Below are 22416 nucleotides of genomic sequence, written 5' to 3' on the forward strand. Positions count from 1 at the left end.
TACAGACGAAGGAGGAATTTGCATGAAACGTAATCCACTCATTCCTTTTGCCATTATTGGGGTTATTGGAATTGTTCTTATGCTTACAATGGGCGGATATGGGATCAACAAAATTCATACAGCTAGTCAAGATAAAGAAAAAGCTGCTATGGATCCGGAAGCTATATTTAAACAAAACTGTGCTTCTTGTCATGGACAAAACCTTGAAGGTGCAACAGGACCAGCACTTGATAAGATTGGTGGCAAGTATAAGCCAGAAGAAATTGCCGATATTATCAAAAATGGTAAACCAGGTGGAATGCCAGCTGGTGTAGTAAAAGGTGAAGAAGCTAAAATACTAGTTGATTGGTTAGCAGAAAAAAAATAAAATAAGAAGAGCTTCTTGTGATTTTAAACAAGAAGCTCTTTTCTTTGTATGATCGAACAAAAATCAAGAGAATACGATTGTATTTCAGTACTTCTTTGCCTTCTATTACAACATATGATCAAAGTTTGAAAATACTAAGACTGAATAAACTAATTGAAACGGTGATGAAAAATGAATTCAGATAAATTATCAAATCGACTCGAGCGAGTTGCTTCATACGTACCTGAAAACACAATATTAGCAGATATCGGTTCTGACCACGCTTATCTTCCTTGTTATCTTGGATTGAAAAAAGTAATAAAAAAAGGTATCGCAGGTGAGATTACTGATGGTCCTTATTTATCAGCTAAAGAACAGGTGAATCTTGATAAACTAACCGATGTAATCGAAGTAAGAAAAGGTGATGGACTTTCCGTACTAAACCAAGACGAAGCAGAAGTTATCACAATTTGTGGCATGGGTGGGTCTTTAATTACATCTATACTTGAAAAAGGAAAAAATAAGTTAGGGCGTGCAAAACGTCTTATTCTTCAACCTAATATTGGATCAAAAACAGTTAGAAAGTGGCTATTAAAAGAGGACTGGGTATTAATCGATGAAGAAATCTTAAAAGAAGATGGTAAGATTTACGAGATTCTTATAGCTGAACGTTCTGGTGAACAGCCTTACACAGATCATAAAGAAGCAGAATTATTATTCGGACCTTTTTTATTAAAAAATCAGAACGAAGCGTTTAAAGAAAAGTGGGCAGGGGAAGTCAAGCAATGGAATGCGATATTGACTCAGATGCAAAATAGTTCAGGAGTAACAGCAGAAGAAAAAAGAGAAGAACTAAGAAGAAACATTAAACACGCAGAGGAGTGGATTTCTTGAGTAAATGTGCAAGCGGACAATATATCATTTCTCTATTAGAAAGTTTCGCACCTAAAAAGATGGCTGTGGAAGGTGATCCCATCGGCTTGCAAGTAGGTGCATTAAATAAGCCTATAAAAAAAGTGATGATCTCACTAGATGTTTTAGAAAGTGTAGTTGATGAAGCGATCGAAGGTAAAGTAGATCTCATTATAGCTCATCACCCTTTACTTTACCGTCCATTGAAAAAGATTGATATCAGCACATCAAAAGGAAAAGTTATCGAAAAATTAATCAAGAACGACATAACGGTTTACGCAGCACATACTAACTTGGATGTTACTGCGCTAGGTGTGAATGAATGGTTGGCTGATCAATTGCAATTAACGAGCACCGAGGTGTTATCTACAACATATGAAGATAAACTCGTAAAGTTATCTGTGTTTGTACCTCGTACTCATGAAGAACAAGTACAGTATGCCATTGGTCATGCAGGAGCTGGACATATCGGAAATTATAGTCACTGTTCGTTCTCTAATAATGGCATCGGTACATTTACTCCACTAGAAGGTACGACACCTTTTATTGGAAAACAGGGTAAATTGGAGAAGGTAGAAGAAGTCAAAATTGAATCAATCCTGCCAGAATCTATTGTTAAAGTGGTTGTTTCAGCAATGAAAAAAGCACATCCATATGAAGAGGTAGCGTACGACCTCTACCCGCTCTTGAACAAAGGGGAGGAGCTGGGTATTGGAAAGGTTGGAAAGCTTCCTAAAGCAATGGACCTTCAGGAATTTGTAGATCATGTGAAAAATGTATTTGGAATTTCGAGTCTTCGTGTCATACAAGGCAAAAAATCTAAGATTAACAAAGTAGCCGTAGTCGGAGGAGATGGGAACAAGTATATTTACCCAGCTCTTTATAAAGGCGCAGATGTATTAGTAACAGGAGATATCTATTACCATAATGCACATGATGCACAAGAAGAAGGTCTTACAATTGTGGATGCAGGACATCATATTGAACAAATCATGAAGAGTAAGCTTAAGGACTTCTTGAAACAAGAATTAATTAAGAGTAAATATGAGACGGATGTTGTACAATCAAATATCATCACTGATCCTTTTACGTTCATGTAAGATCTAGTACAACAAAAAAGAAAAGCTGGGTTACGCCCAGCTTTTCTTTTTTATGACTTTTTCTCTTTAACTTTTGGAAGGATGCGATTAAGTGTTACCTTACGCTCCTTTTTCCATGTTTCTTCATTTTGAGCATCATAGTTCTTTAAAAAATCAATAACTTCTTTTGTAATAGGGGTAGGGGTTGAAGCACCAGACGTGATTCCTACCTTTTTAACACCTTCTAACCAACTTAGCTCGATCTCAGATACATCAGAAATTCGGTATGCTGTAGTTCCTGCAATTTCTTCTGAAACTTGTGCCAAACGATTTGAGTTGTTACTTCTAGGATCGCCAACTACAAGAACAAGATCACAATCACCTGCTTGGTTTGCAACAGCTTCTTGTCTGACCTGAGTGGCGAGACAAATCTCTTTATGAACTTCTGCAGAAGGATATCTCATAAGCAGTCTTTTGATGAGTTCAGCAACATCCCATTGACTCATTGTCGTTTGATTAGTGATGAGTATTTTTTCGCTTTGAACGTTTAATGATTCTAAATCATCCGTATTTTCTACAAGATGTACGATATGTGGGGCAATTCCAATCGCGCCTTCGGGTTCAGGGTGCCCTTTTTTACCGATATAGATGATCTCATAACCTTCATTTTCTTTCTCGCGAATAAGGTCATGCGTTTTTGTAACATCAGGACATGTAGCATCGATCTCATACAAGCCTTTTTCATGAGCGATCCGTCTCACTTCTGGTGAAACACCATGAGCTGTATAAATAACTGTGCCCGATTCAATGTTTTTAATGATATCCAGTCTGTTGGACCCGTCTAATGTAATGATCCCTTCATCTTCAAAGGCATCTGTCACATGTTTGTTGTGAACGATCATACCAAGTATATAGATGGGTCTAGGCAATGTCGGATCATTAGCGGCTTGGCGGGCCATGACCATTGCGTCCACTACGCCATAACAATATCCTCGTGGAGATATTTTAACGATTTCCATATTGGATCTCTCCTTTATTTCAAATAAAAGACAGCACAGAGATCTATGCTGTCTTGGGAGATTTACTTCTGTATGTTTTTATTATAAAGGAGAGACCATAAGAACTCAAACACTATACTCATACATATAGTTTCGGCCCCGATAAGTGGTAGCCTTTAGGTACGTTTGTTTTAGGAGCTGATGGGACAGTTTTTGTAGAAGTTGCTGTTTTTTTGATCATGGTTGGTGCCTCAGTCTGTGTGGATGTCTTGGAAGACTTAGGTCCAGCCACAACCACCTTTTCTTCAGTTTCTGTCTTTCCTTTTTCTTTTTTCTCGTTTTTCCTAACAACGTTTTTCTTAGCTTCACTTTTTTCATTAACATTTGTTTCATTCGTTTGATCAGTGTTTTCCGGTTTTTCGGAGGTATCTGCCTCAGTATCTTTTTCTGCCTTTGAGCTCGAACCGCTTTGGAAGTCTTTAATAGCTGTCATGATGGAAGGCAGATTTCTCATTGCAGGACCATATTGTTTGATCATAGGTCCCATCGTCTCAGCGACTTTTAAGACCTTTTGCACGTTGTTTAACATCGTAAACACACTTGTTCCACCTGTTATACTTCCACCGCTGCCAATCGTCCCCAAGAACCTGTCGACAGAACCCACCTGACGCGGCATACCATTCATCCCATTCATGTTTTGAAGATAAGGATTTACTTGAAAGGGTTGCATAGGATGCTGAGGTTGATTTGGATATCTATAAAAAGGCTGCATAATTCCCCCTCCTTTCCAAAATAATACGCTCATATATAGAATATGAAAATAGAAAAACATGTGTGATATTTATCCCTGTTTTCTTATTAATCTTAAGGATGGTTGGCTTAAATGCAAAACTTACTCTATAATACTAAAAGTGAAGAATTTATATTTGAAAAGAAAAGGTGAGCGTATGAAATCTCCGTTTGAACGGTTAAAAATAAACGAATCGCTCCAGACTGCTTTAAGCAGTATTGGATTTGAAAGACCAACTGATATTCAAGAGCGTGTAATTCCTGGAATTATCAACGGACAAGACATGATCGGACAATCACAAACAGGTTCGGGAAAGACATTTGCGTTCCTGCTCCCATTGATGCATAGAATAGACATCACAAAAGACGAAGTACAAGCAGTAATCACAGCTCCTACTCGTGAGTTAGCACAGCAAATTTATAATGAGTTTCTGAAGATTTCTGAGCATATGCCTGAAGATAAACAGATCCGCGCAAAAGCAATTGTTGGTGGAACGGATAGAAAGCGTATGGCTGAGAAGCTTAAAACAGTACCTCAATTAGTGATCGGAACTCCAGGTCGTATAAAAGATTTGGTAAACGCACAAGAATTAGTCGTATTTACGGCTAACATGCTAGTAGTGGATGAAGCTGATCAGATGCTCGATATGGGCTTTATTGAAGATGTAGATTTGATCGCTTCTCGTATGGCTAACGAACTTCAGATGATGGTGTTCTCTGCGACAGTTCCAGAAAAGCTACAGCCATTCTTGAAAAAATATATGCAGAATCCTAAACACGTTCACGTTGAACCACAGCATATTACTGCAAAAGATATCAAGCACGTTCTTATTCAAGCAAAACACAATGACAAACTTCCTACACTGATCAAAACAGCAAGAAATTATAATCCGTATTTTGCGATTATATTTGCAAACACAAAAAAAGCAGTCGATGAGATTGCAGATGCTATGAGTGCTGAAGGAATGAGCGTTGAACGTCTTCATGGTGACATTCCGCCTCGTACAAGAAAGAGCATCATGAAACGCGTTCAGAAAGCTGAGTTTCAGTTCTTAGTAGCAACGGATCTTGCAGCTCGAGGTATTGACATTAAAGGTGTCAGCCACATCATCAACTATGAATTTCCTAAAGATCTAGATTTTTACGTGCATAGAGCAGGAAGAACGGGTCGTGCTGGAATGTCTGGAATCTGCGCATCTCTTTACGAGCAGACCGACCAGCATTCTGTTCAAAAGTTAAAAGAGAAAAAGATTGTTTTCCATATTGAGCAATACAAGAACGGTGAATGGGTACCTGTGAAGCCGAGCAAAAAAAGTACAGGTGCAAAAGATCAAGATGGCGTTTATGTACCAAAACCACGAAAAGTAAAGCCAGGTTATAAGAAGAAAATGGATGAACAGAAAAAGAAACTTATGAAGAAGAAAAGAAGAAACATCAGATAGTAGGTTAGGGAAGAGGGGAAAATATGATTAAACTAGGATCTCACGTTTCTTTGAGCGGTAAAAAAATGCTTCTCGCTGCGAGTGAAGAAGCGGTTTCATATGGTGCCAACACATTTATGATCTATACGGGTGCACCCCAAAACACAAGACGAAAAAAAATTGAAGACCTTAATATCGAAGCAGGAACGAAACACATGATCGAGAACGGCATCGCTGATATTGTTGTTCATGCACCGTATATCATCAACATCGGAAATGCTGTGAAACCTGAAACATTTGAGCTGGGAGTCGATTTCCTAAGAAGAGAGATCGAACGAACTGACGCGCTTGGTGCAAAACAGATCGTACTTCATCCAGGAGCACATGTTGGAGAAGGTTCAGAGATTGGAATCAAGAAAATCATCGAAGGACTTAACGAAGTATTGACGAAAGAGCAAAATGTTCAAATTGCTCTAGAAACAATGGCCGGTAAAGGATCTGAGTGCGGTAAGACATTCGAAGAACTTGCACAGATTATTGATGGTGTAACGCTTAACGAAAAACTTTCTGTTTGTTTTGATACATGTCATACACATGATGCGGGTTATGATATCGTTAATGATTTTGATGGTGTATTGAACCAGTTCGATAAAGTAATCGGTATGGATCGTATTAAAGTTTTCCACATTAATGACAGCAAAAATGTAACTGGAGCTGCTAAAGACAGACATGAAAATATTGGCTTTGGACATATTGGCTTCGATGCCTTAAATTACATCGTTCATCATGAACAATTTAAGGATATCCCGAAGATTCTTGAAACACCTTATGTAGGTACAGATAAAAACAACAAAAGACCTCCATATAAATTAGAGATCGAGATGATCAAGGCAAAAACGTTTGATCCAGAACTTCAGAACAAACTGTTAAACGCTGAATAATAAAAAAAGCCACACATCTGTGCGGCTTTTTTTGTTTACCTATCAATATACGTTTGAATTAAGTATTGGATATAGTTTGCTTTTTCAGGGCTAACTTCTTTTGCGATGGTAGCTATGATCATCTTTCGCTGTGATAGATTTTTGATATCAATCGTCTGCCTTCGCAATATGTTTACGATCTGTACGGCTTCTTTTTGTGAAATGGGAAGCTGATATTGCGCGGCTAGTGAGATCAGTTCGTTCGGACTGATTGAATTAAGTTTCTGATTTACAAAATGTACAATGATTGGATTCATTTAGAAACCCCCTCCCGACTTTCTCATTGTATGAGGGAGAAGGGGAGAAAGTGCTAAAAAAGACTTCGGAACATTGTCCAAAGTCTTTTTGTTTATTTTTTTATACAATTGTATGAAGAATAAAATTCATAAAGAATAAAAAGGCGATTACATACATCGGTGCTGTCACCTGTTTCTTCTGTCCTGACATCCATTTAACAAGCGGATATGCGATGAATCCAAATGCAAGACCATCCACGATGCTGTACGTTAAAGGTATCAGCGCAATAATAAGAAATGATGGAAACATCTCTGTAAAGTCAGCAAAAGGAATATGCTGAATCTGCTGAACCATCAGACCGCCAATGATAATTAAAATAGGAGCGATAGCCCCATCAGGAATATAGGCGATGAAAGGTGCTGCAAACATGGAAAAAAAGAACAACACAGCAACTGTAATACTTGTGATTCCTGTTCTACCGCCTTCTTGAATTCCAGATGCACTCTCTACCGTTGAGATTGTTGGACTAGTTCCAAATAAACCGGAAACGATAGATGAAGCAGCATTCGCTTGGAAAGCTTTTGGAAACTTTTCTTGATCAGGTAACAGGCCATACAACAATCCCATATTCTCGAATGTGATGATCATGGTTAATGAGAACGTTGCAATCCAAAAGGAGAGCTCTGTTATCCCTGAAAAATCAAATGCGAATAACAATTCACCAAACGGCTTAAAGGAAAATCCTTCAGACATGCCTTTAACTTCTTGTGTATGACCCATAAAGAATCCAATAAGAGTAGTTAAAGCAATCCCGATTAAAAAACTTCCTTTAACGTTTTTTAGAAACAATGCCAGTGTGACAGAAAGACCAATTACCGTTAGGATTGCATCAGGACGATCTAAATGTCCTAACTTTACAAAAGTTGCGGAGCTCGCTTCAATGATTCCGCCTTTTTGCAGTCCTATAAACGTTAAGAATAGCCCGATTCCTACTGTAATGCTATGTTTCAATGATTGAGGAATACTTTTTGAAAGTATATCCTTTAAAGGCGTCGAAGCTGCGATCAAAAAGAATATCCCAGACATGACGACAGCAGCAAGAGCTTCTTGCCAGCTTAAATTCATACCTTGCACGATGGTATACGTAAAGAACGCGTTTACCCCCATGCCAGGTGTTAATACGATCGGAGCCTTTGCATACAGCCCCATGATCAGACAACCAACTACAGAAGTTAGGATCGTAGCGAGAACTACCCCCTCATATGGCATCCCAGCATCTGCTAATATTAGCGGATTAACGACAATAATATAAGCGATGGTGAAAAATGAGGTGATCCCTGCAAGTACTTCTTTCTTTAGTGAAACTTGATTTTGTTCCATTTGTTCCTTCCTTAAATCTTAAAACATCCCTCTCCCACCCAGCAGTTTCCTGCCAGAGTTGATTATATAGCAAATGTAGAAATATGGCTAGAGAAAATCGTTTACAATCTTGTGTCCACACTATATAATTTGACTTAAGTAAAAAAGTTGCCTAAAGGAAACATTTACTTATGAAAAAAAATCACTTTCCTTCTATTCGTTTCATACAATTGTGAAGGGATTAATTTTTTAATTTAAAGTTGCGCTTGGGCAAAAAAAGTTACTCGACGAAAAAGGAGGTCTTTTTCCATGATACAAGCATTAAAGATCGATCATTTATATGTCTCTTACTTAGGAAACCAAGTTGTAAAGGATATATCTTTCTCAGTTGAAAAAGGTAATCTTGTGGGAATTATCGGACCAAACGGTGCTGGTAAGTCCACTATGATGAAAGCCGCTTTAAACTTAATACCAAAAGACAAAGGTGATGTTCAGGTATTTGGAGAGTCACTAAAAAAATGGAGAAAAAAAATCGCATATGTTCCGCAGCGTTCAGATATCGATTGGGATTTCCCAATCACAGTATTTGACGTGGTACTGCTTGGAACGTATCCAAAATTGGGATTGTTTAAGCGTCCTACAAAAAGTGATAGAGAATGGGCTTATGAATGTTTGAAGACGGTTGGTATGGAAACGTTCAGTAATCGACAGATCGGCGAACTCTCAGGTGGCCAGCAACAAAGAGTATTCCTTGCTCGAGCACTCGCTCAAAAAGCAGAGTTGTTCTTTCTTGATGAACCATTCGTTGGAATTGATGTTGCAAGTGAAGAGACGATTATTCATATTTTGAGAGATCTGAAGAAAGAGGGGAAAACGATTCTGGTCGTACATCATGATTTAAGTAAAGCAGAATCTTATTTCGATCACTTACTGCTATTGAATAAAAATATGATTCATTATGGTGCATCTGAAGAAGTTCTTCAGCCAGAGGTGATCACAAAAGCTTACGCCAATCAGTTCTCATTTCTTCAGCCTAAAGGAGTGAATGTGACATCATGAGTATTTTTGAATTCTTTCAAGCGTTATTTCAATATGAATTTTTACAAAAAGCATTATTTACCTCAGTCATTGTTGGTATTATTTGTGGAATCGTTGGTTGTTTCATCATCTTACGAGGCATGGCATTGATGGGGGATGCGATCTCTCATGCGGTGTTGCCTGGTGTTGCGATCAGTTACATGCTAGGAATTAACTTTTTCTTCGGAGCGGTTATAACAGGGGTTCTTACTGCGATCGGAATCGGATATGTGAGTCAGAACAGCAGGATCAAACATGATATGGCTATAGGAATTATGTTTACGAGTATGTTTGCTGTAGGAATCGTGATTATTACGATGATGAAAAGCTCTGCAGATCTGTATCACATTCTCTTCGGTAACGTTCTTGCAGTAAGAATGAGTGACATGTGGATCACACTTGGAATAGGTGTACTGGTAATCGGGTTAGTTGTTCTATTTTATAAAGAGCTTCTTGTTTCAACCTTCGATCCAACGATGGCACAGAGCTATGGATTGCCGAACAAATGGATTCATTATTGTTTAATGGCTGTATTAACGATGGTCACGGTAGCATCGCTGCAAACGGTAGGGATCGTTTTAGTAGTTGCCATGTTGATAACACCAGCAGCTACGGCTTATCTCTTAACCAACCGATTGTCTGTCATGATCTATTTGTCTGCATTAATCGGGGTCATTTCTTCAGTGTTTGGCTTATATTTCAGCTTTACGTATAACTTGGCATCAGGAGCTACGATCGTATTAGTTTCAGCATTTCTTTTTGCACTCGCGTTCTTCTTTTCCCCATCACAAGGAATCGTATGGAAGGCGTACAAATCTAGAAAAAACAGACTAGAGCTGTTAGAGAAATAGGGAGGATGATTGTATGTTTAAAAGAATGACAAAGCTCTTTTTAGCAGGGGCATTATTAACGGCTGCAGCTGGATGCAGTGTTGGTGGGAATGATTCAGAAAAGGTAGAAGTCGTAGCTACTTATTCTATCATCTATGACTTAGTTAAGAATGTAGGAGGAGACAAGGTAGAAGTTCATAGCTTGGCACCTATTGGTTCGAATCCACATGAGTATGATCCGCTTCCAGAAGATGTTTTAAAAACAACGGATGCAGATGCAGTTTTCTACAATGGACTTAATCTCGAAGAAGGAAATTCATGGTTTGACAAATTAATGAAAACAGCTGATAAAGATGGTAAAGATGCACCAGTTTACCGTGTTAGTGAAGGTGTAGATGCAATTCATCTAGAATCTAAAGGCCTCGAAAAACAATATGATCCACATGCATGGATGAATATTGAGAATGGAATCAAGTATGTAGAAAACATTCGAGATGCATTGATGAAAGAAGATCCGGAAAACAAAGAGTACTATCAAAGTAACGCTGAAAAATATATTGGTGAACTAAAAGCTCTTCATGACAAAACTATTTCAGAGTTAAATAAGATTCCTAAAGAGAAGCGAGTACTTACTACAAGTGAAGGGGCATTTAAATATTTTGGAGAAGCCTACAATATGGAAACGGCTTATGTTTGGGAGATTAATTCTGAAAATCAAGGTTCACCACAGCAGATTAAAAGCTTAGTCGACTTTCTCAAAGGAAGAAACGTTCCAGCTCTGTTCGTTGAAACAAGCGTTGACGCTAGAAGTATGGAAACAGTATCAAAAGAAACAGGAATTCCTATTAAAGGGAAAGTCTTTACGGATTCTTTAGGTAAGCCTGGTGAAGATGGAGACACTTACAAAAAAATGATGGAATGGAATACAGAAACCATTATTGAGGGATTAAAATAAAACATTATGAAGAAGCTGAAAATGATTCAGCTTCTTTTTGTTTTTATTAAACAATGCTATATAATACGTAAAGTGAAGTTTCCAATAAAGGTGGAAAAAGGTATGAATATAAAAGCAGTCTGTTTTGATATGGATGGTGTGATTGTAGATACGATGCGTCACCATGTTGAAGCATGGCGTCATGCATTTAATGAAAATGGTTATGAACATGAAGAGCTCGTATTTTATTTAAGAGAAGGAATGCCAGGAAAAAATACGATTAGAGATGTTTTTGAACATTTCAATATTGTTATAAACGAAGAGAAGGTTGAAGATATATACGTACAAAAAAGAAACTACTTTAAGAAACACGCACAGTATGAATATATTGAAGAAACTGTGTCAACGCTTAAAGCTTTAAGTAAGAAGCAAATTCCAATTGCTGTTGTTACAGGAAGTAGAAAAGAATTTGTTTCTGAAGTTTTGAGTAGATTACCTGTTACTTTTGATATAATTGTTACTGGGGATGATGTAAAAGAAGGAAAACCATCTCCTGAACCTTATCTGTTAGCTATGGGTCGATATTCCTTTAAGCCATCAGAGTGGCTAGTTATCGAAAACGCACCATTGGGTATACAATCTGCCAAAGAAGCAGGTGCGTATTGCTTAGCTGTTGAAACGACTCTTGATGCAAAGTATTTAAGAGAAGCGGATCAAATCATCAGACCAAAAGATTTGCTGCACAATGTTATGAATCTCATAAAGCTATGAAATAAAAACGCGTTTAGGCATGCTCACAGAGCATGTTGTTTTACTTTGTTCATAAATCGTGTATACTATGAGACAGTTTAAATCGTACTCATTACTACTTATTTTTCATTTTAATTTTTTATTTTCTCACGGAGGTTACTCATGAATAACAATATAGGATCGATGGCCATTCGTGTAGATGATTTATCATTTCATTATGGCGATAAAAATGTTCTCCAGCATGTAACAATGGAGATTAAAAAAGGATCTTTTCTTGGACTAGTAGGCCCGAATGGTTCAGGTAAATCTACACTAATCAAATGTATTTTAGGTCTTCAAAAGCCTCAAGAAGGAAACGTTTATTTATTTGGGGAAAAAGTAAACAAATTTAATGACTGGGACAAAGTTGGGTATGTTTCACAAAAAGCGAATAGCTTCAATACAGCCTTTCCTGCAACAGCGTTTGAAGTTGTATCGATGGGTCTTTTCGGTAAAGTTGGGTTGTTTCGATTTTTAAAAGCATCAGATAAGAATAAAGTATGGGATGCGTTAAGATCAGTGAACATGGATCAGCATGCCCACCAGAACATTGGTGAGTTATCAGGAGGTCAACAACAGCGTATCTTTATCGCGCGAGCTTTAGTCAGTGATCCTGAACTATTAATATTGGATGAGCCTACCGTTGGAGTAGACACAGAATCATCAGACTCTTTTTATAAGATGCTTAAAGAATTGCATCGTGAGAATAACATGACTCTTGTATTGGTAACTCATGATGTTGGAGTAATGACAAATTATGTAACGGATGTAGCTTGTTTAAATAAACAGATCCATTTTCATGGAAACACGAAAGAGTTTGAAGAAAGTTCTTCTGAAAATATGTCTGCTTTTTATGGTCATCATGTTCATGTGCTTCACCATGATCATGGTCACGAGTAAGGGGAGGAACACATGTTACCGTTTTTAAAATATGAATTTTTACAAAATGCCTTTTTAACAGGAATTATGGTCGGTTTGCTAGCTCCTGTATTGGGGGTTTTTATTGTGGTAAGACGACAAGCTTTAATAGCAGATGCTCTGTCTCATATCACCTTAGCGGGTATTGCTGCCAATTTGCTGTTAGGAAAATGGTCATCATTCTTTGCTGCCGCTAATCCTATTTACATGGGTATGGCTTTTTCAGTAGGTGGAGCTATATTTATTGAGCAGCTTAGAAAAGTATACAAGCACTATGAGGAACTTGCTATACCTATTATCATGTCAGCAGGAATCGGTTTAAGTGTTATCTTTATCTCAATGGCAGATGGTTTTAACACAGATTTGTTCAACTACTTATTTGGCAGTATTATTGCCGTTAAGTCATCCGATGTTTGGACAGTTTTTGCAATTCTTGTTGTTGTTCTTTTGTTTGTTTTTTTTATGTACAAAGAATTATTTGTCTTATCTTTTGATGAAGAGCAAGGAAAGTTATCTGGAATTCGAAGCAATTGGATCTTAGTTGCTTTTATGGCGATAACAGCTTTAGTTATTGCAGCATCTATGAAGATCGTAGGAATTTTGTTGGTATCGGCACTCATGACGTTGCCAGTAGCTGCAAGTATACGGATCGCCAAAGGATTTAAACAGGCCATTTGGCTCTCGGTTCTATTTGGTGAGATTTCAGTAATCTCTGGTATGTTTTTGTCATACTATCTAGATCTTGCATCAGGCGGAACGATTGTTTTATGCTTAGTTGTCATTTTGTGCTTAAGTATTCTTTATAAAAAATTTACAGGTTCCAGAAAGGTGGGTCACTTGTGAAATTTGCGATGACGATTGAACAGGCCATGGAGCTTTTAAAGAAAAAAGGTTATAAGTATACAGAAAAAAGAAAAGATCTTCTTTCCTTGTTTGCTCGTGAGAAGAGATATCTTACAGCTAAAGAAGTTCAAGAATCACTTAAAGACAAGTACCCTGGGCTTAGCTTTGATACGATCTATCGAAATTTAACCACTTTCGTTGAGTTAGAATTACTTGAGGAGACCGAGTGGGAAGGTGAGAAAAAGTTTCGCTTTACGTGTTCACATAATGAACATCATCACCACTTAATCTGTCTTACATGTGGAAGTACTAAGTCAATTCATTCGTGTCCGATGGAAGTGTTAGATAGTGAATTAAATGGCTTTGATGTGACAGGTCATAAATTTGAGATCTATGGTTATTGTGAAACGTGCAAAAATTGAACTTTTTATAACGAAAGAAGTATGTATCTCCTTTTATTTAGCCAAGCTAAGATGAAAGGAGGTTTTTTTATGCCTGAAGTTAAATGTAATGTTTCGAATTGTACGTACTGGGGTGAAGGTAACAACTGTGTAGCAGATGCCATTCTTGTTGAAATCGACAAGCATGCAAATATGTCTGTTGACATGAGTGCAGACGGTAGCCTCCATGGTGATGCAGCTCATAAAGATGCTGCCCACGATACTGCTGAAACATGTTGTCATACGTTTAGAGCAAAACATTAATCAAAGAGGCCGAAACTGGCCTCTTTTTCAATGTCCATAAACTAACATCTATGAAAACGTCACTTTAATGCCATAATAAGAACGCTCCTTAACACGATAAGAGGGGGAAACATCATGGCATACGAAAGAGATGAACGTACTATTAATAACGATGCAGCATTTCGTGAAGAGATGGCTGCGGAGGCTGTACCGGTTCCTGTAAGAAGTGATATGACGTTACCTGAGAACGAGAGACCTCGTTATTCAGATAGAGACGACGATCATAGACATGAACACAGAGAGTCACGGGAGAAAGCAGGAGGTAAAGCGACTGGAATCATCGCAATCATCCTATCTGTTTTATCTTTGTTCATACTTCCTGTGTTGTTTGGGGCAGCGGGTATTATTGTCGGATTCATTGCCAGAAGACAAGGTGCACATTCGCTTGGTAATTGGGCGATCGGAATAGGAGTCGTATCGATTATCATTTCGTTGTTTTTTGCACCATTCTTTTAAAGGAATAAGGAGCAAAGGAGAAGCTAACCGCTTCTTCTTTTTTATGTATGTAAAAATTGAAGTGTAATGATGGAGTGTTACACAAAAAATTACTTCTACAATCTGACTCAAAAAATTACTTCTACAATCTGACTACATTAAAAAAGCTCCCAATAAACGGGAGCTTAAGTCATTTATACTTTCTGAGCCGCAGCTTCAGCTTTTAATTTTTCTTCATGTGCTTTTGCTAAAATGTCGACTTCTTTCTTTAGTTCATCTAGAAGCTGATCTTCTGGAATCTTCCTTACGATTTCTCCGTGGCGGAATAATAATCCTTCACCACGCGCTCCAGCGATTCCGATATCTGCTTCACGAGCTTCTCCAGGTCCGTTTACGGCACATCCAAGTACAGCAACTTTAATAGGTGCACGTACGTTTGAGATATACTCTTCAACTTCGTTTGCGATCGAGATAAGATCAATCTCGATACGTCCGCAAGTCGGACAAGAAATCAATGTGGCAGCATCGGAAAGAAGTCCGAAAGATTTCAAAAGTTCGCGTGCAACCTTAACTTCTTCAACAGGGTCTGCGCTTAACGAGATGCGAAGAGTGTTTCCAATCCCTTTATGGAGGATAGCCCCAAGTCCAGCAGCACTTTTAACGGTACCCGCAAAAAGTGTACCTGATTCTGTAATCCCAAGGTGTAGAGGATAATCAAAGGCTTTTGCCGCTTTTTCATAAGCTTCAATAGCCAAGTTAACATCAGACGCTTTCATTGATACGATAATATCATGAAAATCAAGATCTTCTAAAATCTTGATATGGTGTAGAGCACTCTCGACCATACCATCAGCTGTAGGGTAACCGTATTTCTCGAGGTATTTCTTTTCAAGTGAACCTGCATTAACACCAATTCGAATCGGAATCCCTTTTTCTTTTGCAGCTTTTACCACAGCTTCGACCTTTTCACGGCGACCGATGTTACCAGGATTGATTCTAATCTTGTCAGCTCCACCTTCAATGGCTTTCAGCGCAAGTTTATAATCAAAATGAATATCTACAACTAGTGGAATATTAATTCTCTTCTTTATGTCTGCAATAGCTTCTGCAGCACGCATATCAGGACATGCAACACGTACCACTTGGCAGCCTGCCTCTTCCAAACGTAAAATTTCAGCTACAGTAGCCTCAACATCGTGAGTCTTTGTTGTTGTCATACTTTGTACAATAACCTGATCAGTACCACCTATTGTTAAGTTTCCTACTTTCACAGGTCTTGTTTTAGAACGGTGGGTGATTTCACTCATAGGTGAATCGCTCCTTTTTTCAAATTGACAGTATTATTCTGTCCTATCATCAGTTCATTTTAGCAGGGAACATTTTGTTTTGACAAGTAATGTTATCTCACTTACTTAGAATATAAAGGGAATTTGTAGGATTTACCTAATTGTATATGCTCTGGATTCACACCAGGGTTTAATGATTTGAAATCTTTGATCATGGAAACAATGGAATAATTTTTATTAGAATTAAGTTCTTCTACTACAGAGATTAACGTATCTCCAGGTGTTACTTCATACGTTTTGAAAGTTTTTTTATTTTTCTCTAGTTTCTTTTCTGTATGTATTTCAGCGTTGGCAGGACTCGACTGTGGGAGTGTCCCAATCTTTAAGTCATACGCTACCACATATAAGATAAGCATAATTACACAAACTCTTATAAATCGTTTCATTATTTCCCTCTCCTTTCGCATATGTAACTATATGCTTGTCCATGTTTTTTATGACAAGTTTAAAGTGACTTCACTTCTATGTTTGGTGTAAAATGGAAAGGCAGGAAGGACAGAAAAAATAAATTTCTGCGTATCTTTGTAGTTGTACCGATTGGAGAGGTGAACGTTATGAAAAAAGCAAAAGTACTTGCTCTGCTATCCATAATGACTGCAGCGCTATTTATTGCTCCTTTAAAAATGTATGCTGATGCTGTACCTGGCGACATTATCGTTACGTTAGGTGAAAACTTAACAGAAGAACAAAAAAACGCACTTTTAAAAGAAATGGACGTACCTGCTGATGTAGAATCTGTTGTTGTTACAAACGAAGAAGAACATCAATACTTAGGTAATTATATTTCAAAAGCGCAAATCGGATCAAAAGCGATCTCGTCGACAAAGATTACAATTGGTGATAAAGACCAAGGGTTGTCGGTCAAGACAAATAATATTAATTGGGTAACCGAAGAAATGTATATGAACGCTTTAACAACTGCAGGTGTAACAGATGCTGAGATCTATGTAACTGCACCATTTAAAGTTTCAGGAACAGCTGCTTTAACAGGTATCATAAAAGCGTACGAGTCTACAGCGCAGATTGAAATCCCGGAAGCTCAAAAACAAGTTGCTAATGAAGAGATGGTAAAGACTGCAGAACTTGGTGAGAGAATCGGAACGAAAGAAGCTACTGAGCTAATGACACGTGTTAAAGAAGAAATTGCAAAAAATCCGGTACAATCAGAAGAAGATCTACGAGCATTAATTGAAAAAGTCGCTAAAGACATGGGGATTGAACTAACACAAGAAGAACTAAACGGGCTGCTTGCGTTGTTCGAAAAGATGAAAGATCTAAATATCGATTGGGATCAAGTTCAAAATGATTTAAAGAATATTAGTGAAAATTTAGGAGATTTCTTAAAAGACGAGGAAACACAGTCTTTCTTCCAAAAAATTATTGATTTCTTTATGGCCATCATTGATGCGATCAGATCACTGTTTAAATAAAACTTAAAAAAAGCGGCTTTCGGCCGCTTTTTTATTTTTTTCTTGGAATTTTAGTTATAGAGAGAACACAAATCAGAAAGGCTAACATCCAAAACCAAAAAAATGAATAGGGGATATGTATGTTAATAAAGAATAGGAATGTTAGTAATACCGATGGAATGGTGATGGAGTAACAAGAAAGTACCCAAAGATGTCTGTATGACTGTTTTCTTTTAAGCAGTTTGGCAACAGGAATGGCTAAGACAGCTAGTATAGAAGCGCCAGAAAACAATATTCCTGAAAAGAGAACATACATCACTATATATATGACAGCAATAATAATAGGGTAAATGCCATCCAATGTTGAAGCAAAGTTTTGCATCTGATCAGGATTCAATCCAAAACTCTCAAAATTGTTCAAAGAATTATTTTTAGACATAAGACCAACTAAAAATAAGCTAAAAACAGGTATCATACATAACAGTGTCAACAATAATACATAGAAGATGGTACTGCCCACCCCTAAGAAACGGAAATTTGCGATGGATTTGAAAGACCACAAACTCTTAATAAAACGAATATGTAATTTCATGTGAGAAGCTCCTTTAATTGTTAGCATCATTAGTGTACATGAACCGAGAACTTTCGACAATACGCTTCAATTGTAAAGGTAATGTTACAAATGCTCTGATTTTATTTACACAAACAACACAAATAGAGATAATGGCGTAGGTTAATAAAAGATAGTTATAAGGAGCTGTAAACATTGAATTATCAAGAAATGTTATTTCAATTTATCGGAGGATTAGGGATCTTCTTATTTGGTATTAAGTACATGGGAGATGGCCTTCAAAATTCTGCAGGAGACCGATTACGAGAAATACTTGATAAATTAACAACAAATCCTTTTATGGGAGTTTTAGCAGGGATATTCGTAACAGTTTTAATTCAAAGTAGTTCAGGGACGACTGTTCTTACTGTCGGACTTGTGAATGCTGGTTTCTTAACATTACGCCAAGCTATTGGTGTTATCATGGGTGCCAATATCGGTACTACGATTACATCCTTTATTATCGGTATTGACGTAGGAGAATACGCTCTGCCGATCATTGCGGTTGGTTCGATCTTAATCTTCTTCTTTAAGAATCCTAAATACAATTATTTTGGACAGATTACATTTGGTTTTGGTGCACTGTTCTTAGGGCTTGAACTAATGGGAGACGGTATGAAGCCACTACGCAGTCTTCAGTCATTCCAAGATCTAACTGTTTCTATGAGTGATAATCCGATCCTTGGTGTGGTAATAGGGACTTTATTTACGGTAATCGTTCAGTCTTCAAGTGCCACAATCGGTATATTGCAAGAACTTTATTCACAAGACATGATCGATTTAAAAGCTGCACTTCCTGTGTTGTTCGGTGATAATATCGGAACGACGATCACAGCTATTCTTGCAGCGATTGGAACAACAGTTGCAGCAAGACGTGCTGCTCTAACACATGTTATCTTTAACTTACTTGGAACACTGATCTTCTTAATCATACTTGTTCCATTCAGACATTATATTGAATTTCTATCAACGAAATTAGACTTAGAACCTGCAATGCAGATTGCCTTTGCTCATGGAACATTCAATGTGACTAACGTTCTGATCCAATTCTGGTTCATTGGAGCATTAGCTTACATCGTTACAAAGTTAATAAAAGGTGAAGATGTTCTCATCGAATACAAAGCAAAACATCTCGATGAAATCGTATTAGAAACGGCACCATCATTAGCTATTAGACAAGCAAAACAAGAGATTATTCGAATGGCTAATTATTCACAGAACGGATTAAAAGAAGCGATCACATATTTGAACGAAAAAGACAAGAAGAATGCAGACCTTGCTCTGCAATATGAGGAAGCGATTAACAACTTAGATCGCCAAATCACTGCATATTTGGTCAAATTGTCTGCTCATCCATTAACTCCACAAGAATCGAACGAACACTCTATGCTATTAGATACGTCTCGTGATATAGAGCGTATTGGAGACCATATGGAGAATATTATTGAGCTTGTGGATTATCAGTTACGCAACAATGTACGTTTAACAGATACGGCCAAACAGGACCTTGATGAAATGTTCACGTTAACCGTTTCTACGGTTGATAAAGCGGTTAAGGCACTTGAAGAAGGTAATGTTGAACTTGCTAAGGAAGTCTTAAGCTTAGAAGACAAAATTGATAAGATGGAGCGTACACTTCGTAAGCAACACATCATGCGCATGAATGAAGGCCAGTGTGATGGAAATGCTGGTATCGTCTTCGTTGATATAATCAGCAACCTTGAAAGAATAGGCGACCATGCTGTAAATATTGCAGAAGCAGTATTAGAGAAGTAAAATGAAACCAAGAGACTTTTTTAGTCTCTTGGTTTTTTTAAGTTAATGTTTTATAGACTTTAAAGGAGAAATACATATGGATATTTTATATTGGATCATTATTGGTCTAGCTTTTGCTATTAGCTTTATTGCGTTAATCTATCCCATCTTACCGGGTGTATTATTTCTTGCGGCAGGTTTTATCATCTATGGATTTGCGTTTTCGTTCGAACCGTTCACACCATTCTTCATCATTGTTCAAGTGTTATTGTTTATCAGTTTATTTGTCATTGACTATGTAGGAAATGCATACGCAGTGAAGAAAAAAGGCGGATCAAAGGCAGCACTATGGGGAAGTACGATCGGTTTGATCGCAGGACCATTTGTTATTCCGGTCGCAGGGATCTTGATTGGACCATTTATAGGCGCAGTATTAGCAGAACTTCTTTTTCAAAAGAAAGGACTTAAAGCCGCTGTATCAGTAGGGATAGGGACTGTTCTTGCTTTTGTCGGAACCACACTTATAAAAGTGCTTACGCAAGCAATAATGATTGGTTATTTTTATTTCCAAGTCTTATAATACGCTCTTGCTAATTATGTACCACCATGCTATATTATTTTTGTTCTGAAAAAGCACAAGTGTTCGTTTTAACTAATTTTAAAAATGTTATTGACTTTAAATGAGACATCGTGCTATAGTAGTTCTTGTCCTTAACAAACGTTAAGACGTTATTCCACAGTAGCTCAGTGGTAGAGCTATCGGCTGTTAACCGATCGGTCGTAGGTTCGAGTCCTACCTGTGGAGCCATTTTGGCGGTGTAGCTCAGCTGGCTAGAGCGTACGGTTCATACCCGTGAGGTCGTGGGTTCGACTCCCTCCGCCGCTACCAAAATGTTTTCTTTACTCACGATGGCGGTCGTGGCGAAGTGGTTAACGCATCGGATTGTGGTTCCGACATTCGGGGGTTCGATTCCCCTCGTCCGCCCCATAACATTTACATAAGTTTCTCCATTGGACCCTTAGCTCAGTTGGTCAGAGCGGTCGGCTCATAACCGATTGGTCGTAGGTTCGAGTCCTACAGGGTCCACCATAATCGAGGAGGTATACCCAAGTCCGGCTGAAGGGATCGGTCTTGAAAACCGACAGGGGTTTAACGACCCGCGGGGGTTCGAATCCCTCTACCTCCTCCATTACATATTTTTTGTGAAAAACCGATACTAGTTTTATGAAAATTTGGCTCGATAGCTCAGTCGGTAGAGCAGAGGACTGAAAATCCTCGTGTCGGCGGTTCGATTCCGTCTCGAGCCACCATACATATAAAACATCAACCTTACGATTAGCTTGTCGTAAGGTTTTTTTATGTTTAAAAAGGGTACAGTGTTTAAGAATTGAAAGTTCGTTATAAATTTGATAAGGTAAACATGTTGAATACTTTCTAAACAAGAAAGTTGATTAAATGGTTTCACTTTTCAAGTCATTCTTGAAAATGAACATAAAAATTTTACATATTATGAGGAGGAAATGAACATGGCTAAATTTGAACTTCCTGCATTACCTTATGAAACAAGTGCACTTGAACCACATATCGACAAAGAAACAATGGAGATTCACCACGGTCGTCACCACAAAACATACGTTGATAACTTGAATGCTGCTCTTGAAGGGCAAGCTGAGTTTGAAAACAAAAGCTTAGAGGAGCTTCTAACTAATCTAGATGCTCTTCCGCAAAACATCCAAAATGCTGTTAGAAACAATGGCGGTGGACATGCGAACCATAGCTTATTCTGGGAAGTGATCGCACCAGGTGGAGCGAACACACCTTCAGGCGAACTTGCTGATAAGATCAACAACAAATTTGGAAGTCTTGATGCATTTAAAGAAGAGTTTGCAAACGCTGGTAAAACAAGATTCGGTTCTGGTTGGGCTTGGCTAGTAGTAAGCAATGGAGAGCTTGAAGTAACTAGCACTCCAAACCAAGATACTCCTGTTATGGAAGGAAAGACCCCTATCCTTGGACTTGATGTTTGGGAGCACGCTTACTATTTAAAATATCAAAACAAACGTCCTGATTACATTTCAGCGTTCTGGAACGTTGTAAACTGGGATGAAGTTGAAAAGCGTTATAACGAAGCTAAATAATTATGTAACTAAGCCGCTGGCATGCCAGTGGCTTTTTATTATGCCTTTATCATGAATTTCATAATGGTCAGATAGTGATACGAGTAATTCATCTAGTGTGAAATTGCCATCACCAAAGGGAACGGCAGATTGAACAACAAATACATTCTTAGCTTGAAAGTACCAAAGTAAAAGCTGATCTGTATTTTCATTCTTAGAACTTTGTAAGGATTGAAGTAAGAGTTGTTCATCAACAAGATCAAATATCCAATACTCAAACAAATTTATCCACTCCTTCTTTGCAATATGTTGTTTTTAAAAAGTATTGTTTTTTTGAATTCATTCTTTGTTCTCGTTTTATGCAAGTTAATCGGAGTGCAAGGTTGCCTGCCTGTAAGAAGCTACTCGGCAAGGCATTTGATTGAGGTAACTTTGCAAAAAAATCCAATTTCTTTAAAAGTGAATAGCTCCTATCGTCTTGAAAGACA

General features: G+C 37.8%; 26 protein-coding genes and 6 tRNA genes. 24 read left to right on the forward strand and 8 right to left on the reverse strand.

Annotated features, from left to right (window positions below; genetic code table 11):
• Positions 1-22 precede the first annotated feature (22 nt).
• The 3 genes from cccA (at position 23) to P4V41_RS08185 (ending at position 2358) form a co-directional block, all read left to right on the forward strand.
• Complete coding sequence (cccA, locus tag P4V41_RS08175) at positions 23-367, forward strand: cytochrome c550 (RefSeq protein WP_328084374.1); 345 nt, start codon at positions 23-25, stop codon at positions 365-367.
• 171 nt (positions 368-538) lie between these two features.
• Complete coding sequence (locus tag P4V41_RS08180; RefSeq protein WP_328084375.1) at positions 539-1240, forward strand: tRNA (adenine(22)-N(1))-methyltransferase TrmK; 702 nt, start codon at positions 539-541, stop codon at positions 1238-1240.
• Complete coding sequence (locus tag P4V41_RS08185) at positions 1237-2358, forward strand: Nif3-like dinuclear metal center hexameric protein (RefSeq protein ID WP_328084376.1); 1122 nt, start codon at positions 1237-1239, stop codon at positions 2356-2358. The genes P4V41_RS08180 and P4V41_RS08185 overlap by 4 nt, the downstream gene beginning before the upstream one ends.
• 50 nt (positions 2359-2408) lie before the next feature.
• On the opposite strand, the gene P4V41_RS08190 is transcribed toward P4V41_RS08185, so the two are convergent.
• Positions 2409-3356, reverse strand: coding sequence for a 4-hydroxy-3-methylbut-2-enyl diphosphate reductase (locus tag P4V41_RS08190; RefSeq protein WP_328084377.1), 948 nt, complete (start codon positions 3354-3356; stop codon positions 2409-2411).
• Between the two features lie 118 nt (positions 3357-3474).
• The gene (gene vrrA / locus P4V41_RS08195; protein ID WP_328084378.1) at positions 3475-4107 is read right to left on the reverse strand and encodes a VrrA/YqfQ family protein; all 633 of its coding nucleotides are present in this window, start codon (positions 4105-4107) and stop codon (positions 3475-3477) included.
• A 175-nt stretch (positions 4108-4282) separates the two neighbouring features.
• Here vrrA and P4V41_RS08200 point away from each other — a divergent pair, with 175 nt between their 5' ends.
• Both P4V41_RS08200 and P4V41_RS08205 read left to right on the forward strand, forming a co-directional pair.
• Positions 4283-5566, forward strand: coding sequence for a DEAD/DEAH box helicase (locus tag P4V41_RS08200; RefSeq protein ID WP_419181298.1), 1284 nt, complete (start codon positions 4283-4285; stop codon positions 5564-5566).
• Positions 5567-5589: 23 nt separating this feature from the next.
• The gene (locus tag P4V41_RS08205; RefSeq protein WP_328084380.1) at positions 5590-6486 is read left to right on the forward strand and encodes a deoxyribonuclease IV; all 897 of its coding nucleotides are present in this window, start codon (positions 5590-5592) and stop codon (positions 6484-6486) included.
• Positions 6487-6521: 35 nt separating this feature from the next.
• Here the strand turns inward: P4V41_RS08205 and P4V41_RS08210 are convergent, their stop codons facing one another.
• On the reverse strand, positions 6522-6782 hold the full coding sequence (locus tag P4V41_RS08210; RefSeq protein WP_066396234.1) for a DUF2624 domain-containing protein: 261 nt from the start codon (positions 6780-6782) through the stop codon (positions 6522-6524).
• Between the two features lie 100 nt (positions 6783-6882).
• A complete protein-coding gene (locus P4V41_RS08215; protein ID WP_197133148.1) occupies positions 6883-8142 on the reverse strand; it encodes an NCS2 family permease in 1260 nt (419 codons plus the stop codon).
• A gap of 288 nt (positions 8143-8430) precedes the next feature.
• On the opposite strand from P4V41_RS08215, the gene P4V41_RS08220 reads away from it, so the two are divergent.
• The 9 genes from P4V41_RS08220 (at position 8431) to P4V41_RS08260 (ending at position 14711) form a co-directional block, all read left to right on the forward strand.
• A complete protein-coding gene (locus P4V41_RS08220; RefSeq protein WP_328084381.1) occupies positions 8431-9180 on the forward strand; it encodes a metal ABC transporter ATP-binding protein in 750 nt (249 codons plus the stop codon).
• On the forward strand, positions 9177-10049 hold the full coding sequence (locus P4V41_RS08225; protein ID WP_198767809.1) for a metal ABC transporter permease: 873 nt from the start codon (positions 9177-9179) through the stop codon (positions 10047-10049). Before P4V41_RS08220 ends, P4V41_RS08225 begins: the two co-directional genes overlap by 4 nt.
• A gap of 13 nt (positions 10050-10062) precedes the next feature.
• A complete protein-coding gene (locus P4V41_RS08230) occupies positions 10063-10983 on the forward strand; it encodes a metal ABC transporter substrate-binding protein (RefSeq protein WP_328084382.1) in 921 nt (306 codons plus the stop codon).
• 102 nt (positions 10984-11085) lie between these two features.
• On the forward strand, positions 11086-11733 hold the full coding sequence (locus P4V41_RS08235; protein WP_328084383.1) for an HAD family phosphatase: 648 nt from the start codon (positions 11086-11088) through the stop codon (positions 11731-11733).
• Between the two features lie 141 nt (positions 11734-11874).
• The gene (locus P4V41_RS08240; protein WP_328084384.1) at positions 11875-12651 is read left to right on the forward strand and encodes a metal ABC transporter ATP-binding protein; all 777 of its coding nucleotides are present in this window, start codon (positions 11875-11877) and stop codon (positions 12649-12651) included.
• A 12-nt stretch (positions 12652-12663) separates the two neighbouring features.
• Entirely contained in the window at positions 12664-13512 is an 849-nt protein-coding gene (locus P4V41_RS08245) for a metal ABC transporter permease (protein ID WP_328084385.1), read from the forward strand.
• A gap of 8 nt (positions 13513-13520) precedes the next feature.
• Positions 13521-13934 carry a Fur family transcriptional regulator gene (locus P4V41_RS08250; protein ID WP_328084743.1) on the forward strand — a complete coding sequence of 138 codons (414 nt, stop codon included), beginning with the start codon at positions 13521-13523 and terminating at the stop codon, positions 13932-13934.
• Positions 13935-14003: 69 nt separating this feature from the next.
• On the forward strand, positions 14004-14216 hold the full coding sequence (locus P4V41_RS08255; RefSeq protein WP_066396215.1) for a DUF1540 domain-containing protein: 213 nt from the start codon (positions 14004-14006) through the stop codon (positions 14214-14216).
• 114 nt (positions 14217-14330) lie between these two features.
• Positions 14331-14711 carry a DUF4190 domain-containing protein gene (locus P4V41_RS08260; protein ID WP_328084386.1) on the forward strand — a complete coding sequence of 127 codons (381 nt, stop codon included), beginning with the start codon at positions 14331-14333 and terminating at the stop codon, positions 14709-14711.
• 173 nt (positions 14712-14884) lie between these two features.
• Here the strand turns inward: P4V41_RS08260 and ispG are convergent, their stop codons facing one another.
• Together ispG and P4V41_RS08270 are read right to left on the reverse strand one after the other, a co-directional pair.
• On the reverse strand, positions 14885-15997 hold the full coding sequence (gene ispG / locus P4V41_RS08265; RefSeq protein WP_328084387.1) for a flavodoxin-dependent (E)-4-hydroxy-3-methylbut-2-enyl-diphosphate synthase: 1113 nt from the start codon (positions 15995-15997) through the stop codon (positions 14885-14887).
• Positions 15998-16098: 101 nt separating this feature from the next.
• Positions 16099-16422 (reverse strand): LysM domain-containing protein, encoded by a 324-nt coding sequence (locus P4V41_RS08270; RefSeq protein WP_328084388.1) that lies wholly within the window; start codon positions 16420-16422, stop codon positions 16099-16101.
• 168 nt (positions 16423-16590) lie between these two features.
• Between P4V41_RS08270 and P4V41_RS08275 the strand changes: the two genes are divergently transcribed.
• Positions 16591-17466 (forward strand): DUF1002 domain-containing protein, encoded by an 876-nt coding sequence (locus P4V41_RS08275; protein ID WP_328084389.1) that lies wholly within the window; start codon positions 16591-16593, stop codon positions 17464-17466.
• Positions 17467-17497: 31 nt separating this feature from the next.
• Here the strand turns inward: P4V41_RS08275 and P4V41_RS08280 are convergent, their stop codons facing one another.
• The gene (locus P4V41_RS08280) at positions 17498-18037 is read right to left on the reverse strand and encodes a DUF1189 family protein (protein WP_328084390.1); all 540 of its coding nucleotides are present in this window, start codon (positions 18035-18037) and stop codon (positions 17498-17500) included.
• Positions 18038-18226: 189 nt separating this feature from the next.
• Between P4V41_RS08280 and P4V41_RS08285 the strand changes: the two genes are divergently transcribed.
• From P4V41_RS08285 to P4V41_RS08325, 9 genes are all read left to right on the forward strand, one after another.
• Entirely contained in the window at positions 18227-19831 is a 1605-nt protein-coding gene (locus P4V41_RS08285; protein ID WP_328084744.1) for a Na/Pi cotransporter family protein, read from the forward strand.
• A 76-nt stretch (positions 19832-19907) separates the two neighbouring features.
• A complete protein-coding gene (locus P4V41_RS08290) occupies positions 19908-20390 on the forward strand; it encodes a DUF456 domain-containing protein (protein WP_328084391.1) in 483 nt (160 codons plus the stop codon).
• Between the two features lie 153 nt (positions 20391-20543).
• Positions 20544-20618 (forward strand) — tRNA-Asn (locus P4V41_RS08295).
• Between the two features lie 4 nt (positions 20619-20622).
• Positions 20623-20699, forward strand: a tRNA-Met gene (locus P4V41_RS08300).
• A 23-nt stretch (positions 20700-20722) separates the two neighbouring features.
• Positions 20723-20798: transfer RNA gene (locus P4V41_RS08305), tRNA-His, on the forward strand.
• Between the two features lie 25 nt (positions 20799-20823).
• A tRNA-Ile gene (locus P4V41_RS08310) sits at positions 20824-20900 on the forward strand.
• A 7-nt stretch (positions 20901-20907) separates the two neighbouring features.
• Positions 20908-21000: transfer RNA gene (locus P4V41_RS08315), tRNA-Ser, on the forward strand.
• Between the two features lie 45 nt (positions 21001-21045).
• Positions 21046-21121 (forward strand) — tRNA-Phe (locus P4V41_RS08320).
• Between the two features lie 216 nt (positions 21122-21337).
• The gene (locus tag P4V41_RS08325) at positions 21338-21949 is read left to right on the forward strand and encodes a superoxide dismutase (RefSeq protein WP_328084392.1); all 612 of its coding nucleotides are present in this window, start codon (positions 21338-21340) and stop codon (positions 21947-21949) included.
• On the opposite strand, the gene P4V41_RS08330 is transcribed toward P4V41_RS08325, so the two are convergent.
• A complete protein-coding gene (locus P4V41_RS08330; protein WP_328084393.1) occupies positions 21950-22210 on the reverse strand; it encodes a hypothetical protein in 261 nt (86 codons plus the stop codon).
• Positions 22211-22416 lie beyond the last annotated feature (206 nt).

This window comes from Fictibacillus nanhaiensis (assembly GCF_036213205.1).
Lineage (GTDB): Bacteria > Bacillota > Bacilli > Bacillales > Fictibacillaceae > Fictibacillus > Fictibacillus nanhaiensis_E.

Bases quoted from the DNA above. Each gene is read 5' to 3' on its own strand.
- P4V41_RS08250 (WP_328084743.1), top strand. From the start codon at position 13,521: ATGACGATTGAACAGGCCATGGAGCTTTTAAAGAAAAAAGGTTATAAG.
- P4V41_RS08275 (WP_328084389.1), top strand. From the start codon at position 16,591: ATGAAAAAAGCAAAAGTACTTGCTCTGCTATCCATAATGACTGCAGCG.
- P4V41_RS08280 (WP_328084390.1), bottom strand. From the start codon at position 18,037: ATGAAATTACATATTCGTTTTATTAAGAGTTTGTGGTCTTTCAAATCC.
- P4V41_RS08290 (WP_328084391.1), top strand. From the start codon at position 19,908: ATGGATATTTTATATTGGATCATTATTGGTCTAGCTTTTGCTATTAGC.
- P4V41_RS08215 (WP_197133148.1), bottom strand. From the start codon at position 8,142: ATGGAACAAAATCAAGTTTCACTAAAGAAAGAAGTACTTGCAGGGATC.
- ispG (WP_328084387.1), bottom strand. From the start codon at position 15,997: ATGAGTGAAATCACCCACCGTTCTAAAACAAGACCTGTGAAAGTAGGA.
- P4V41_RS08220 (WP_328084381.1), top strand. From the start codon at position 8,431: ATGATACAAGCATTAAAGATCGATCATTTATATGTCTCTTACTTAGGA.
- P4V41_RS08260 (WP_328084386.1), top strand. From the start codon at position 14,331: ATGGCATACGAAAGAGATGAACGTACTATTAATAACGATGCAGCATTT.
- P4V41_RS08200 (WP_419181298.1), top strand. From the start codon at position 4,283: ATGAAATCTCCGTTTGAACGGTTAAAAATAAACGAATCGCTCCAGACT.
- P4V41_RS08180 (WP_328084375.1), top strand. From the start codon at position 539: ATGAATTCAGATAAATTATCAAATCGACTCGAGCGAGTTGCTTCATAC.
- P4V41_RS08245 (WP_328084385.1), top strand. From the start codon at position 12,664: ATGTTACCGTTTTTAAAATATGAATTTTTACAAAATGCCTTTTTAACA.
- P4V41_RS08225 (WP_198767809.1), top strand. From the start codon at position 9,177: ATGAGTATTTTTGAATTCTTTCAAGCGTTATTTCAATATGAATTTTTA.
- P4V41_RS08240 (WP_328084384.1), top strand. From the start codon at position 11,875: ATGAATAACAATATAGGATCGATGGCCATTCGTGTAGATGATTTATCA.
- cccA (WP_328084374.1), top strand. From the start codon at position 23: ATGAAACGTAATCCACTCATTCCTTTTGCCATTATTGGGGTTATTGGA.
- P4V41_RS08235 (WP_328084383.1), top strand. From the start codon at position 11,086: ATGAATATAAAAGCAGTCTGTTTTGATATGGATGGTGTGATTGTAGAT.
- vrrA (WP_328084378.1), bottom strand. From the start codon at position 4,107: ATGCAGCCTTTTTATAGATATCCAAATCAACCTCAGCATCCTATGCAA.
- P4V41_RS08205 (WP_328084380.1), top strand. From the start codon at position 5,590: ATGATTAAACTAGGATCTCACGTTTCTTTGAGCGGTAAAAAAATGCTT.
- P4V41_RS08270 (WP_328084388.1), bottom strand. From the start codon at position 16,422: ATGAAACGATTTATAAGAGTTTGTGTAATTATGCTTATCTTATATGTG.
- P4V41_RS08285 (WP_328084744.1), top strand. From the start codon at position 18,227: ATGTTATTTCAATTTATCGGAGGATTAGGGATCTTCTTATTTGGTATT.
- P4V41_RS08325 (WP_328084392.1), top strand. From the start codon at position 21,338: ATGGCTAAATTTGAACTTCCTGCATTACCTTATGAAACAAGTGCACTT.
- P4V41_RS08230 (WP_328084382.1), top strand. From the start codon at position 10,063: ATGTTTAAAAGAATGACAAAGCTCTTTTTAGCAGGGGCATTATTAACG.
- P4V41_RS08210 (WP_066396234.1), bottom strand. From the start codon at position 6,782: ATGAATCCAATCATTGTACATTTTGTAAATCAGAAACTTAATTCAATC.
- P4V41_RS08190 (WP_328084377.1), bottom strand. From the start codon at position 3,356: ATGGAAATCGTTAAAATATCTCCACGAGGATATTGTTATGGCGTAGTG.
- P4V41_RS08255 (WP_066396215.1), top strand. From the start codon at position 14,004: ATGCCTGAAGTTAAATGTAATGTTTCGAATTGTACGTACTGGGGTGAA.